A 13,797-nucleotide genomic window follows, 5' to 3' on the forward strand; every position below is an offset into this window, starting at 1 on the left:
CTCATGCCGCGGTGGAGGCGATTCCGGCGCGCGATGACCGGCCCGCGTCGCGTCGTCGAGCCGTCCCTGACCACAGCCCGGAAGTGACACGGCCCGCGGGAACGACACAGCCCCCGGTGAACAGCACAGCCCCCGGTGAACAGCACAGCCCCCGACCGGATTCCGATCGGGGGCTGTGTCTCTGGTGCGCGAGGGGGGAGTTGAACCCCCACGCCCTTTCGGGCACACGGACCTGAACCGTGCGCGTCTGCCTATTCCGCCACTCGCGCTCACCAACGGCACCGAAGCACCGACGAGAAAGACTAGCACCCCCGCGGCCGAGACCAGAAACCGGGCGGCGCGCGGCTCGGCCGTCACGTGCCACCTCCGGCACGCGGAACGGCCCTCGGCTCGCAAGATCGGCAGACCCGCGCGTGCCGGACGCGGTTCCACGAGTCCGAGCCCGCCCGCCCGGACCGGCGCGGTCCGCACCCCGAATCCCGCTCGGGGAGGCCGTATCCAGAGCATCCCAGTAACATGCCCGTAGCCGTGCGCGGCGCAGACACGAGATCGGAAGCGGACCGGGCGCGCAGACACCTCGATCCCAACGCGACCGCCGAGAGGCGAAGAAACGGAAGATCGGAAGACTGTGGGCATTCTGGACAACTTCGAGAAGGGACTCGAGCGCGTCGTCAACGGCGCTTTCGCTCGGACCTTCAAGTCGGGTCTGCAGCCGGTCGAGCTCGCCTCCGCTCTCCGCCGCGAGCTCGACACCACGGCGGCCGTGGTCACCCGCGAACGCATCCTCGTGCCCAATCAGCTGACCCTGCGCATGTCCGCCGCCGACCTCGACCGGATGGAGCGGATGGGCCCGACCCTCATCGACGAGCTCACCACGGTCGCCACCGAGCACGCCAAGAAGCAGGGCTTCCGCTTCTCCGGCCCGATTGACATTTCGCTCGCCGCCGACGAGTCGCTCAGCGCCGGGATGGTCGAGGTCGACTCGCGCAGCGTCAAGGGCGTCGTCGCCTCCACGCCCGCGCTCGAGATCGACGGCAAGCGCTACCCGATCACGAAGTCCAGGACGGTCATCGGGCGCGGCAGCGACGCCGACATCACGGTCGACGACTCCGGCACCTCCCGCAAGCACGTCGAGATCCTCTGGGACGGCGTCCGCGCCCAGGTCCACGACCTCGGCTCCACCAACGGATCCAAGCTCGACGGCAAGCCCGTCACCCAGGCGCCGCTCTCGCCCGGGCAGACCATCTCGATCGGACGCACGCGGATCGTCTTCCGCGTCGTCCAGGGCGCCGCACCCGCGCGCGCCGACCGCTCGCCGTCCGGTCCGTCCGGGCGCTCCTCCGAGGGATTCTGGGACGACCGGCTATGAGCGAGCTCACTCTCTTCCTCCTGCGCATCGCGTTCCTCGCGCTGCTGTGGTTCTTCGTGTTCGGCATCGTCTACGCGCTGCGCTCCGACCTGTTCGGCCAGCGGGTGCGCAAGCTGCCCGCCGGCCAGCAGCCTGCGACCGGGCAGGACGCCGCTCCGTTCGTCACCGCCGCGCAGCCCGTCGTGACCGCCGCGGCGGTCCCCGCCCCCGCGCCCCAGCCGTCGGCCCCCTCCGCGCGGCGCCCCCGCGAGGAGCGCACCGACTCCGGCGGCGTCGCCACCGTGCACACCGCGCAGCGCCTCGTCATCACCTCGGGCCCCAAGCGCGGCACCGAGCTCGAGCTCAACGGCGAGCCGCTCACGATCGGCCGCTCCTCGGAGTCGGCGCTGGTGATCCGCGACGACTACACCTCGACGCACCACGCGCGCCTGCTGATCTGGAACGACGAGTGGATGATCCAGGACCTCGACTCCACCAACGGCACGTTCCTGGACGGCCGCCGCGTCGGCGCCCCCACCAAGGTGCCGCTGAACACCCCGGTCAAGGTCGGCACGACGACCTTCGAGCTGCGGCGGTCGTAGCGCGTGGCAGCCACACCCGACAGCGCCGCGGAGACGGGCGTCACGCGCGAGAGCGCCGCCGTCTCGCACGTCGGCCGCATCCGCTCCAACAACCAGGACTCCGGCTACGCGGGCCGGCAGCTCTTCGTCGTGGCCGACGGCATGGGCGGGCACGCGGGCGGCGACGTCGCCTCCTCCATCGCGATCAAGCGCATCGCGCAGGCCGACCGCACCTACGCCTCCACCTACGAGGCCGAGGACGAGCTCAAGCGCACGCTGCTCGCCGCGAACACGATGCTGGCCGACGCCGTCGTCGACCACCCCGAGCTCACCGGCATGGGCACCACCGTCAGCGCCATCGTCCGCGTGGGCGAGTCGGTCGCCATCGCGCACATCGGCGACTCCCGGATCTACGTGCTGCGCGACGGCAAGCTCGAGCAGGTCACCACGGACCACACCTTCGTCCAGCGCCTCGTCGACTCCGGCCGCATCACCGAGGAGGAGGCGATGACGCACCCGCGCCGCTCCGTCCTCATGCGGGTCCTCGGCGACGTGCACACGAATCCCGAGATCGACACCCTCACCCTCGAGACCGAGCCGAACGACCGCTGGCTGATCTGCTCCGACGGCCTCTCCGGCGTCGTCCCGCACGACGAGATCCAGAAGGAGCTCTCCCGGGACGAGACGGCGCAGCAGGTCGCGGACCGCCTGATCCGCGACAGCCTCTCGCACGGCGCACCGGACAACGTGACGGTCGTCATCCTCGACGTCCCGGGCGCCGGCGACACCGCGCAGATCCTCGCGCCGACGGCCGAGCCCGTGATCGTCGGCTCCGCCGCCGCGCCGACGCCGCTCAGCACCGACGACTCGCAGAACCGGATCCGCATCCCCGGCCTCCGCCTGCACACCCGCGCCCCGGCCGCCCAGGGCCCGACCCACTTCGAGCCCGCGTCCGAGGACTACCTCGACGAGCTGATCGAGGAGGACCGCCGCCGGCACCTGCGCCGCCGGATCACCTGGCTCGTCGGCCTCTCGCTCGTGCTGATCGCCGGCTTCCTCGGCGTCCTGCTCGCCTACGACTGGACGCAGTCGCGCTTCTACGTCGGCACCGACGGCCAGAACGTCATCATCTATCAGGGCATCCAGCAGTCGGTCGGGCCGCTCTCGCTCTCCGGAGTGAAGGAGGACACGGGGATCCCCCTCGACTCCCTCCGCGACTACGACGTCGAGCAGCTCGAGCAGACGATCAGCGCCGACTCCTACGCCGGCGCCGTCGACATCGTCGAGCGCCTGACGGACGCGAACGGAGCACCGTGACCGCCACCGCCACTGCCCCCGCCACCCGGGAGCGCCCGCGCTTCCTCCGCCAGCGCCTGCGCAACCTCGAGCTGCTGCTGCTGATCGGCGCGTGCCTGATCGACGCGTCGGCGATCGTCCTGGTCCAGCTCGGCGCCCTCGGCGCGGTCGACACGACCCTCGTCTCGCTCGGCGCCGGCCTCTCCGGTCTCGTGCTGGTCGTCCACGTCGTGCTGCGCTTCGCGGCGCCCGAGGCCGATCCCTTCCTCCTCCCGATCGCCACCGTCCTCAACGGGCTCGGCGTCGCCGAGATCTACCGGATCGACATCGCCGACGGCGCGACGGGCTGGGAGTCGGTCGCCGTCCGGCAGATCATCTGGAGCGGCCTGGCGATCGTCGCCGCGATCGTCGTCCTGCTGGTGATCCGCAACCACCGCGTCCTCTTCCGCTACACCTACGTGGCCGGATTCGCGGCGATCGTGCTGCTCCTGCTCCCCCTCCTGCCGTTCATCGGCAAGGAGGTCAGCGGCGCCCGCGTCTGGATCGGCATCGGCGACTTCTTCAGCTTCCAGCCCGGCGAGATCGCCAAGATCGCGCTCGCGGTCTTCTTCGCCGGCTACCTCGTCCGCAACCGCGACTCGCTCTCGATGGTCGGCAAGACCTTCCTGAGGATGCGCTTCCCGCGACTGCGCGACCTCGGCCCGATCCTCGTGGTCTGGGCCGTGACGATGGGCGTCATCGTCTTCCAGCGCGACCTCGGCACCGCGCTGCTCTACTTCGGCCTGTTCCTCGTGATGCTCTACGTGGCGACCGGCCGCACGAGCTGGGTGCTGATCGGCGTCGGGCTCTTCCTCGGTGGCGCGATCCTCGCCAGCCAGACCCTCGGCTACGTCGGCAACCGCTTCGCGAACTGGCTCGACGCCTTCAGCTCCGACCGCTACGGCGCCGACCCCGGCGGCAGCTACCAGCTCGTGCAGGGACTGTTCGGCCTCGCCCACGGCGGCCTGCTCGGCACCGGCCTCGGCCAGGGCATGCCCGACATCACCCCGGTCCCGCAGTCGGACTACATCATCGCGAGCCTGGGCGAGGAGCTCGGCCTCGCGGGCCTGTTCGCGATCTTCGGCCTCTACCTCCTGCTGGTCTCGCGCGGCTTCCGAATCGGCTTCGCCGGCCAGGACGACTTCGGCCGGCTCCTCGGCGTCGGGCTCTCGTTCGTGATCGCCCTGCAGTGCTTCATCGTCATCGGCGGCGTCACCCGCGTCATCCCGCTCACCGGCCTCACCACGCCGTTCCTCGCGGCCGGCGGCTCGTCGCTCGTCGCGAACTGGATGATCGTCGCCGTCCTGCTCCGCCTGTCCGACACAGTGCGCAATCAGCCGCGTCTGGTGGTGTGACTCCCCGATGAACCGAGAACTCAAGCGCGTGAGCTTCGTCGTCCTGGCGATGTTCGTGGCCCTCTTCGTGTCCACCTCCACCATCCAGGTCCTCCAGGCCGACACCCTCTCCGAGGACTCCCGGAACACCCGGACGCTGTACGAGAGCTTCTCGACGGAGCGCGGCGTCATCCTCGCCGGCGGGGAGCCCATCGCCTCCTCGACGCCGTCGGACGACATCTACAAGTTCCAGCGCCAGTACGCGAACGGCCCGCTCTACTCGGCCGTGACCGGCTACTTCACCCTGAACCAGGGCACCACCGGCATCGAGCGCTCGCTGAACGACTACCTCTCCGGCACCTCGAACTCGCAGTTCTTCGACGAGATCAACAACCTCGTCACCGGCCAGGACCCCAAGGGCGCCTCGGTCGAGCTCTCGATCGACCCGGTCGCTCAGCAGGCCGCGTTCGACGCCCTCGGCGACTACACCGGAGCGGTCGTGGTCACCGAGCCGGCCACCGGCCGCATCCTCGCGATGGTCTCCAAGCCGACCTTCGATCCGAGCGCCCTGGCGTCGCACGACACGGACGACGTCCTCGCGGCGTACCGCGCGCTGAACGACGACCCGACCGACCCGCTCATCAATCGCGCCATCGGCGGCTCGCTCAACCCGCCCGGCTCGGTCTTCAAGCTCGTCGTCGCCTCGGCCGCCCTCGAGTCCGGCCGCTTCACGCCGGATTCGAGCTTCCCGAACGTCCAGGCGTACACCCTTCCGGGCTCGAGCTCGCAGGTCACGAACTCCGGCGGCGGCCTCTGCGGCTCGGGAGACACGGTCACCCTCGCCACGGCGGTCTCGCTCTCCTGCAACGTGCCGATGGCCGAGATGGGCGTGCAGCTCGGTGCCGCCGCGATCCGCGCGCAGGCCGAGAAGTTCGGCTTCGACACCGAGCTCGAGATCCCGATGTCGGTCGAGGCGAGCACCTACCCGCAGACCACGGACGACGCGCAGACGGCGCTGACCGCCTTCGGCCAGTACGAGGTGCGGGCGACCCCGCTGCAGATCGCGATGGTCTCCGCGGCGATCGCGAACGGCGGCGAGGTGATGCAGCCGAACCTCGTCGACGTCATCCGCTCGCAGGACCTCAGCGTGCTGCAGCGCTTCGAGGAGAAGTCGCTCGGCCGGGCCGTGAGCACCGAGACGGCGGACGCCGTGAAGGCCATGATGGTCGCCAGCGTCCAGGGCGGCGCGGCGACGAATGCAACAATAGGTGGCGTCACGGTGGCCGGTAAGACCGGCACCGCTGAGAACGGCGGGGACGACCCGTACACCCTCTGGTTCACCGGATTCGCTCCTGCGGACGATCCGCAGTACGCCATCACCGTCCTCGTGGAGGACGGCGGGGGGCTCGGCCAGACCGGGTACGGCAACCTGATCGCCGCACCCATCGCACAACAGGTACTAGAGGCGGTGCTGAACAAATGAGACCCACATCAGGCCTCACCTTCGGGGGACGCTACGAACTGCAGTCCCGGATCGCCATCGGCGGCATGGGAGAGGTGTGGCAGGCGACGGATCTCGTCATCGGCCGCACGATCGCGATCAAGATCCTCAAGGACGAGTACCTCGGCGACCCCGGGTTCCTCGAGCGCTTCCGCGCCGAGGCCCGGCACGCGGCGCTCGTCAACCACGAGGGCATCGCCAACGTCTACGACTACGGCGAGGAGGACGGCTCCGCCTACCTCGTGATGGAGCTGGTGCCCGGCGAGGCGCTCTCCACCGTCCTCGAGCGCGAGCGCGTGCTGTCGACCGACAAGGTCCTCGACATCGTGGCGCAGACCGCGCTGGCCCTGCACGCGGCACACGCCGCGGGCCTGGTGCACCGCGACGTGAAGCCCGGGAATCTCCTGATCACGCCCGACGGCCGCGTGAAGATCACCGACTTCGGCATCGCCCGCATCGCCGACCAGGTCCCACTCACCGCGACCGGCCAGGTCATGGGCACCGTTCAGTACCTCTCCCCGGAGCAGGCGAGCGGCCAGCCCGCCTCCCCCGCGACGGACATCTACTCTCTGGGCATCGTCGCGTACGAGTGCCTCGCGGGCCGCCGGCCGTTCACCGGGGAGTCGCAGGTCGCCATCGCAATGGCCCAGATCAACGACACCCCGCCCGAGCTGCCGGTCACGGTCGCCGAGCCCGTCCGCAACCTGGTCTACTCCTGCATCGCGAAGAAGCCGGTCGACCGGCCGGCGACCGCCGCGCACCTCGCCCGCGCCGCGCAGGCCCTGCGGTCGGGCGACGTCCGCGGTGCCGCCCTCGCGGTACCCGCCGTGGCCGCCGACCTGCCGAACACGCAGGCCACCACCGTCCTGCCCTCCGCGGCGGGCAACGCGACCCAGGCGACGACGATCCTGGGCGCCGGAGCGACGAACGTCTTCGCGGCGAACCCGCCGACGGGCGCCCTGGACGAGCCGATCGAGGTCGAGGAGCCGCGCAAGCGCAGCCCCTGGACCTGGCCGCTCGTCGCCCTGATCGTGATCCTCGCCGTCGTGATCGGCGGCACGATCTTCGCGCTGACCAGCAACGGCAGCACCGAGGCCGAGCCGACGCCGAGCCAGACGGTCAGCCAGACCCCGTCGCAGGCGCCATCCCCCTCGCAGACGCCGTCGGCGACGCCGAGCTCGAACATCGTGGTCATCAACTCCTCCGACTACGTCGGCCGACCCTTCGACGACGTCGAGGCCGAGCTCACCGAGCTCGGGATGGGCGTCCAGCGCGAGGAGGGCTCCAGCGCTCCCAGCTCGGACCAGATCGGCACGGTCGAGGAGGTCAACCCGACCGCCAACGTGATCAAGGGCACCACGATCGTCGTCACGACCTACACCGAGGTCGCCGTCCCCGGCGCCCCGACCGCCGTCCCGACGGTCACTCCCGCCGCGTCGAGCGTTGAGCCCGGCGACACTTTCAACGTCACCTGGAGCAACTACAACCAGTGCCCGAGCGGAACCTCCGTGACCGGTTACCGGGTGACCGTCGCCGGCGAGGGCGCGACAGTGACGAGCACCAACCCGTCGACGTCGACCACTGCGACGATCCAGGCCGGCGAGTCCGCAGGCTCGATCGACATCACCTACACGGTGCTCTGCGGCGAGCCCGAGTCCCCCGCCTCGCCGACCCTCTCGGTCCCCGTCGTGGCTCCTACCCCGTCGCAGACCCCGACGGCGACGGCCACCCCGACCTCGTCGGCGCCGGCCTCGAACGCCCCCGACGAGCGCTGACCCTCCCGAGAGGCCGAGAGCCGCCCTTCCACCGCACGCGGCAGGAGGGCGGCTCTTCCTCTCACTGGCCGGAGCCACTCCTGGCACGCGCGATCACGAGCGTGATCGTGGCAGCGATGAGTCCCGAACCGACCGAGACGGCCACCCGCACCACCGGATGCAGGTCCGTGCCGAGAGCGACACCGATGCCGACGACGAGAATCGTCGCGAACAGCGCGACTCTGGCGAGCCGCTCGGGTGTGGGCCGATGTGACGAGGTCATGGTGCTCCTTCGTTGCGTGAACGTGATGGTCGATCCGGGCGTTCGCGGTTCGTCTCCAGCCCGACCCTGGTCAGAATTCCCGCCGTCGTCGCCGAGCCGCGATGCCCGGAGCCGCCGCGCACACCGCGCTGCTGAGTCGGGTATCGATGGAGCTGGACGTCGTGAGAGCCGTCAGAGCGCGAGGCCGACCCGCCAGGTAGTGCGCCCGGACGAGGTGCGACGGGCAGGCCCCAGCGAGTGCCACCGCTGTCGTCAGGCGGAGGGCGCCGGCCGCCACGACCTCGTCCTCATCCGCTGCGGCCCGAACCCGGCGGATGAGGAAGCCGTCGTCGAGCCGGAGTCTCGCGGAGATCAGGCGAGCCAGCGCTGGCATCGTCAGGAAGGCGCTCACCGCGAGAAGGAAGGCGAACCAGACCGGAACGACCGAGCTCGCGAGGAGACAGAGGACGGACGGCGAGGTGATGACGATCGAGGCGACCAGTGCCCGCGTGATCGAGCGGTGTCCCTCGGTCGACAGCATCGTCGACGAGCAGTCCGCGCCGAGACTCTCCACGAGGACGGCCGGAAGACCCGCGCGGGGCAAGGACGGCAGGACGATACTCGACGCGCTCCGCCCCGCGGAGTCCGTGCTCAAGACGTTGACGCGCACTCGATCGAGTGCCATCTCGATCACGTTCCTTCGCAGACGTACGCCGATGATCGACGAAGCATGTACTTCTCGCTCACGGCGACCCACCAGACCGAAACGGATTACGAGCCCGCCTTCGCGCTGCAGAACCTCGAACGCATGGAAGCGCACCACCATGACACCGCAGCCGACGAGGGCAGAGGTGAGGACCAGCGCCACCGACGCGACTGCGGAGCCTCTCTGAAGGAGGAGGCGAAGAGCGGGAGCAGACCGAGCTCGTTCATGACGTTCAGCGCCGTGGAGGCGCACATCGCTGCGAGGACGAAGAGCTTCCCCTGCGTGAAGCCGGCGAGGAGAAGATCTGTCGCGCTCGACCGATACAGGACCTCGACCCGATCGAGGGCCGAACGGCGCGACAGCGGAGAAGGATCACGCGCGATCGACGGCCGCGCACCTCGACTTCCTGAGGAATCACAGGGGTGTCGTGCCTCTGTCCGGATCCCAGAGGTCCTCCCGAGCTCCGCGATCTCCTCCGCCCTGGATTCGTCGAGTCCGGGCAGAACGACAGCCGACTCTCCCGCACTGGCTACCGTCAGACGCTCGAGCCCGAGAAGACGGTCGGACCAGGTGGACCGCGCGTCGACGGAGACGACGTCGTGCCACGTCACCGTCCGGACTCGACGGAAGACGAGTCCGCTCCTCACCTGAAGTCCGTCGCTCTCGATGACCACGAGCATGGAGAGCCAGGTGTGAACGGGGTGAACGAGTCGCACGCACAGAAGGAGGAGGAGAGCCGGCCGAAGCCAGAGGCCCAACCCGGCGCTCTGCTCAGCACCGGCGACGACGACGGCGAGAAGAAGCCCCGCCGAGGAAGGCAGTTCTGCGAGATACGTGGCGCCGATGGACCGCAGCGGCAGTCGTCGCCCATCAGTCATCGTTCGGTCCGTGGACGGATTCAGCGCCCAGAAGATTCAGCGCGACAGATCTGACACGCTGCGCCTCCTCCTTGCCGAGAGGCCCCAGTCGCTCCGTGGTCGTAGCGCAGACGAAGACGACGACCACGAGCCCGAACCGGCGGAGAAGAGGACCCTCGACGAGCGTCACCGCCACGAGCTGCGCTGTGGACAGCACCACGGAGCGTTCGACGAGGACACCGCGCCGGATGCGCACTGCGCACTCGTCGACCTGGTACGACGTCGACCGGATGAGCGCTCGATCCACCAGAGGTATCTCGACGGCGATCGCGAGAACGAGGAGAGCGCAGAGAGCGGTCATCGCGACGGGTCGGAGGTCCTCCCGCACGCCGACGACGAGTCCTGAAGCGAGGAGGACACCGCCGATGACCGCCTCGATGCAGGAACGAACGACTCTGTAGCGGAGCGCCTCCCGGGGCAGGGTCGACGAGCAGCTGGGAGTCCTCGACATCGGTTCGCTCTCGTCCTCTCGTCGTAGGCCGACGGGGCCTGCTCTCCGGCACAGCCCTCGGAAGGATCCCTGTCTGATCGGTCACCGGGCTAGGAGAACGACGACAGAATAAGGATACGAGATTCACTCAAGAACTTGGCGGTGTCGCTTGCTCGTGGTCCGATGCACCGACCGTCTGCTCGGGACCGAGCGCCGAGCCTTCGAATCGCAGGAGCGGGCAGGAGTACTCGTCGGAGCAGACTCGAGGACGCACCACGAGGCGTGGGACGCCGCGCCGGGCTGCCGGGAGGCGCCCGGGTACACTTGCCGTGGCTCCCCGGGGGCCGTGCCACACGGAAGTACAGGGCGGGAGCGTGCGCGTGACGGATGAGGGACGCCTGATCGCAGGACGGTACCAGGTCGGGCCCCGGCTCGGTCGCGGCGGGATGTCCGAGGTCTACCTCGGCACCGACACCCGCCTGGGGCGCACGGTCGCGATCAAGGAGCTCAAGCTCTCGCTGTCCTCCGACTCCGCCTTCCGCCTGCGCTTCCGGCAGGAGGCGCAGTCCGCGTCCCGCATGTCGCACCCGACCATCGTCCGCGTCTTCGACGCCGGCGAGGAGGTCTCGCTCGACGACACCGGCGCGGAGTCGCGCCGTCCGTTCATCGTGATGGAGCACATCGAGGGCCGCCTGCTGAAGGACGTCATCGCGGAGGGACCGGTCGAGGTCGACGAGGCCGTCCGCATCACCGAGGGCATCCTCACCGCGCTCGAGTACTCCCACCGCGCGGGGGTCGTCCACCGCGACATCAAGCCCGGCAACATCATGCTGACCCCCTCGGGCCAGGTGAAGGTGATGGACTTCGGGATCGCCCGCGCCGTCTCCGACTCCGCCGCGACCGTGGCGCAGACCACCGCCATCCTCGGCACCGCCGCCTACTTCTCGCCGGAGCAGGCGAAGGGCGAGCAGGTCGACGCGCGCAGCGACCTCTACTCCGCCGGCATCGTCCTCTTCGAGCTGCTCACCGGCCGCGCTCCCTTCCGCGGGGACACTCCGGTGGCCGTCGCCTACCAGCACGTCAGCGAGACGCCCCCGGCGCCCAGTTCGATCAATCCCGCCGTCTCGCCCGCCCTCGACGGCGTCGTCGCCCGAGCGCTGTCGAAGGACCGCTACGAGCGCTTCCAGGGAGCGGCCGAGTTCCGCGACGACCTGCGCGACGCCGCGGCCGGCCGCCTCCCCGACCACCGCCCGATCGACGAGCTGACCACGTCTCTCTTCGCCGCACGCAGCGGCGGCGGCATGAACGACTCCGAGCTCGCGCTGCGCCAGCTCGCGGAGGACAACTCGATCGTCCGCACCCAGCGCCGCCCGCCGGTGCTCTGGATCTGGTCGTCGATCGTCGTGCTCGCCGTCATCGTGGCGGCGCTGGTGATCTGGGTGCTCACGCTCCAGCCGACGACCACCCTGCCCTCGCAGTCGCGCGAGGTCCCCGTGCTGACGGGCACCAGCTACGACAGCGCGCAGTCGACGCTCACCGAGCTCGACCTGGTGGCGAGTCAGCTCGCCGAGTTCAGCGACACGGTCCCGGCCGGCGAGGTGATCCGCACCGACCCCGGCTCGGGCACCATCGTCGCGCCCGAGACGGTCATCCGGGTCTACGTCTCGCAGGGCGCCCAGCCGGTGGCCGTCCCGGAGACGGCAGGGTCGACCCTCGAGGAGGCGATCGCCGCCCTCACCGGGGCCGGCTTCTCGGAGGGATCGCAGACGCGCCAGAACTCGCCCACCGTGCCGGGCGACGTGGTGCTCTCCAGCACTCCCGCCGGCGGCCAGCAGCTCGCCCCGGGGACGCCGGTCGACCTCGTCGTCTCCTCGGGCCAGGTGACCCTGCCCGACCTCGTCGGCCAGACGCTGAGCACCGCCCTGGCGACCCTGGCGTCCGAGCAGCTCCAGCTGATCGGCGAGGAGGCTCCCGACGAGACCTGCGAGTCCGTCCGGGCCAACCCGCCGATCACCACCCAGTCGATCGCCCCGGGCGACGTCCCCCAGGGCTCGACCGTCGAGCTCGGCTTCTGCGCCGGCTGACCCTCGCTCCCGGAGGGGCGCATCGAGACCCGCCAGCCCCGACACGGGGATCTCGCGGGGCACCCACCGTGAAAGAGACGCCCGCACCCATGCTGGTCGAGTAACCCCGCACGGGCGTACATGCTGGTCGAGTAACCCCGCACGGGCGTACATGCTGGTCGAGTAGCCCCGCAGGGGCGTATCGAGACCCGTCGTCGTCAGCAGGACAGGTCCGCAGACTCGCCCTTCCGGCGCTGGTGGATCTCGACACGCCCGCTGCGCGGGCTACTCGATCAGCAAGGACGGCCCGGGCGGTGGGCGCCGGACTCGGGCGTCCTACGCGCGCCGGGCGGCGTCCGCGAGCGGCGGCGCGAGCCGCAGCACACCGTCGTCCGGCGAGCCGGCGTCCAGCGACGTCCCCACCCGCCCGCGGATGTCGCTCGGGGTGAGACCCTCGCGACGCTTCAGGGCCCGGCGGAGGTGATCGGCGGACGAGAAGCCCGACGCCGCAGCGATGGTCTCGAGCGGCACCTCGCGCGGGCGGCGCCGGAGCAGCTCGACGGCGCTGGCGACCCGGGCGCGCTCGATCTCGCTCGCCACCGTCGTCCCCGCGTCCTCGAAGAGCCGCTGCAGCGAGCGCGTGGACACGTTGACCGCGTCCGCGACCGCCTCCGGGGTGCAGCGCGGGGTCCGGTGGGTCCGGTCGATCACGGTCCGCGCTCGGCCGAGGGTCGCCGCGCGCACACTCGTCGTCCCGGGCTGGGAGCCGGCCGAGGCGAGGAAGGCGCTCACGAGCAGCTGCTTGACCACGTGCCCGAAGCCGTCGACCTCGTGGTCCGACGGGAGTCCCGTGCCCGACTCCGCCGCGAGCGCGAACGCCGTCGTGAAGGCGAAGGCCGCCCGGGTGGACCGGGCGTCCGGATCGAGCGCGTACACGTTCGAGCCGAGATCGAAGCCGTAGCGGCGCATCTCGTCCGCGCGGATGGTGATCTGGAGGGAGGTGACGGGCATCGTCGACTCGGTGGTGAAGGTGGTCGTCCCCGGCTGATAGGCGATCGAGCCGGGCCGCAGGAGCACCGTCCGGTCCGGCCCGACGAGCCGGACCGCGCCCTCGATCAGGAAGCTGAAGCTCAGGATCGACGTGTCGTCGGCGCCCCAGGTCCCCCGGAGGACCCGCAGAGGCGAGGTCGTCAGGAGCACGACGCTGATGCCGGCCGCGGTGAAACCGGAGCCCGCCATGCGCGGAACAGTGCCCGGCTTGACGACAATGCGTGGGCCCAGTGTCTCGAGCTCGCGAATTCCGGAATAAGCCCAAGAAATCGATTCCACCATGTGATGCCTCGGAATTCTCTTCTCGACGGCACCGGTCCCCTAACCGGCGCCCTCCGATTATGCCCGTCATGCCCCTCGCATCATCCGCCAGTGCTCCGTCAAATCACGCCACCCGCTCGGGGGGATCGCGAAGGCCCGCGAGCGGCACTTCCTTGTCGTGGCGCCGATCTCTAAAAGAGTACGCGCTCTCATAGCGCGTCGATGGCGCGGATCGCACCCCTTCTGACGCTCATC

The 13,797-nt window shown here is 70.2% G+C and carries 12 protein-coding genes and 1 tRNA gene; 7 read left to right on the forward strand and 6 right to left on the reverse strand.

All coding sequences use genetic code 11. From position 1 onward, the window contains the following. Positions 1–182 precede the first annotated feature (182 nt). A tRNA-Leu gene (locus EDF36_RS00205) sits at positions 183–269 on the reverse strand. Between the two features lie 359 nt (positions 270–628). Here EDF36_RS00205 and EDF36_RS00210 point away from each other — a divergent pair. From EDF36_RS00210 to EDF36_RS00235, 6 genes are read left to right on the forward strand one after another with little or no spacing between them, the layout of a single operon-like run. Continuing rightward, complete coding sequence (locus EDF36_RS00210) at positions 629–1,369, forward strand: DUF3662 and FHA domain-containing protein (RefSeq protein ID WP_123731422.1); 741 nt, start codon at positions 629–631, stop codon at positions 1,367–1,369. Beyond that, the gene (locus EDF36_RS00215) at positions 1,366–1,950 is read left to right on the forward strand and encodes an FHA domain-containing protein (RefSeq protein ID WP_123731423.1); all 585 of its coding nucleotides are present in this window, start codon (positions 1,366–1,368) and stop codon (positions 1,948–1,950) included. The genes EDF36_RS00210 and EDF36_RS00215 overlap by 4 nt, the downstream gene beginning before the upstream one ends. A gap of 3 nt (positions 1,951–1,953) precedes the next feature. Further along, the gene (locus tag EDF36_RS00220; RefSeq protein WP_123447238.1) at positions 1,954–3,246 is read left to right on the forward strand and encodes a Stp1/IreP family PP2C-type Ser/Thr phosphatase; all 1,293 of its coding nucleotides are present in this window, start codon (positions 1,954–1,956) and stop codon (positions 3,244–3,246) included. Continuing rightward, entirely contained in the window at positions 3,243–4,619 is a 1,377-nt protein-coding gene (locus EDF36_RS00225; protein WP_123731424.1) for an FtsW/RodA/SpoVE family cell cycle protein, read from the forward strand. The genes EDF36_RS00220 and EDF36_RS00225 overlap by 4 nt, the downstream gene beginning before the upstream one ends. Before the next feature lie 7 nt (positions 4,620–4,626). Next, entirely contained in the window at positions 4,627–6,081 is a 1,455-nt protein-coding gene (locus tag EDF36_RS00230; RefSeq protein WP_123731425.1) for a penicillin-binding protein 2, read from the forward strand. Beyond that, on the forward strand, positions 6,078–7,874 hold the full coding sequence (locus tag EDF36_RS00235) for a protein kinase domain-containing protein (RefSeq protein WP_123731426.1): 1,797 nt from the start codon (positions 6,078–6,080) through the stop codon (positions 7,872–7,874). The genes EDF36_RS00230 and EDF36_RS00235 overlap by 4 nt, the downstream gene beginning before the upstream one ends. Positions 7,875–7,935: 61 nt before the next feature. Here the strand turns inward: EDF36_RS00235 and EDF36_RS00240 are convergent, their stop codons facing one another. The 4 genes from EDF36_RS00240 to EDF36_RS00255 all read right to left on the reverse strand — a co-directional run bounded on the left by EDF36_RS00240 (position 7,936) and on the right by EDF36_RS00255 (position 10,189). Further along, entirely contained in the window at positions 7,936–8,136 is a 201-nt protein-coding gene (locus tag EDF36_RS00240; protein ID WP_123731427.1) for a hypothetical protein, read from the reverse strand. Positions 8,137–8,206: 70 nt separating this feature from the next. Then, on the reverse strand, positions 8,207–8,983 hold the full coding sequence (locus EDF36_RS00245; protein ID WP_221181602.1) for a hypothetical protein: 777 nt from the start codon (positions 8,981–8,983) through the stop codon (positions 8,207–8,209). After that, entirely contained in the window at positions 8,887–9,699 is an 813-nt protein-coding gene (locus EDF36_RS21980; RefSeq protein ID WP_123731429.1) for a PH domain-containing protein, read from the reverse strand. Before EDF36_RS21980 ends, EDF36_RS00245 begins: the two co-directional genes overlap by 97 nt. Beyond that, positions 9,692–10,189 carry a PH domain-containing protein gene (locus EDF36_RS00255; protein WP_123731430.1) on the reverse strand — a complete coding sequence of 166 codons (498 nt, stop codon included), beginning with the start codon at positions 10,187–10,189 and terminating at the stop codon, positions 9,692–9,694. The genes EDF36_RS21980 and EDF36_RS00255 overlap by 8 nt, the downstream gene beginning before the upstream one ends. A gap of 359 nt (positions 10,190–10,548) precedes the next feature. On the opposite strand from EDF36_RS00255, the gene pknB reads away from it, so the two are divergent. Continuing rightward, the gene (gene pknB, locus EDF36_RS00260; protein WP_123447243.1) at positions 10,549–12,252 is read left to right on the forward strand and encodes a Stk1 family PASTA domain-containing Ser/Thr kinase; all 1,704 of its coding nucleotides are present in this window, start codon (positions 10,549–10,551) and stop codon (positions 12,250–12,252) included. 315 nt (positions 12,253–12,567) lie between these two features. Here the strand turns inward: pknB and EDF36_RS00265 are convergent, their stop codons facing one another. Next, the gene (locus EDF36_RS00265) at positions 12,568–13,470 is read right to left on the reverse strand and encodes a helix-turn-helix domain-containing protein (RefSeq protein WP_185020314.1); all 903 of its coding nucleotides are present in this window, start codon (positions 13,468–13,470) and stop codon (positions 12,568–12,570) included. Between the last annotated feature and the right edge of the window lie 327 nt (positions 13,471–13,797).

Source organism: Rathayibacter sp. PhB152 (genome assembly GCF_003751395.1).
In the GTDB taxonomy this organism is placed as follows: Bacteria; Actinomycetota; Actinomycetes; order Actinomycetales; family Microbacteriaceae; genus Rathayibacter; species Rathayibacter festucae.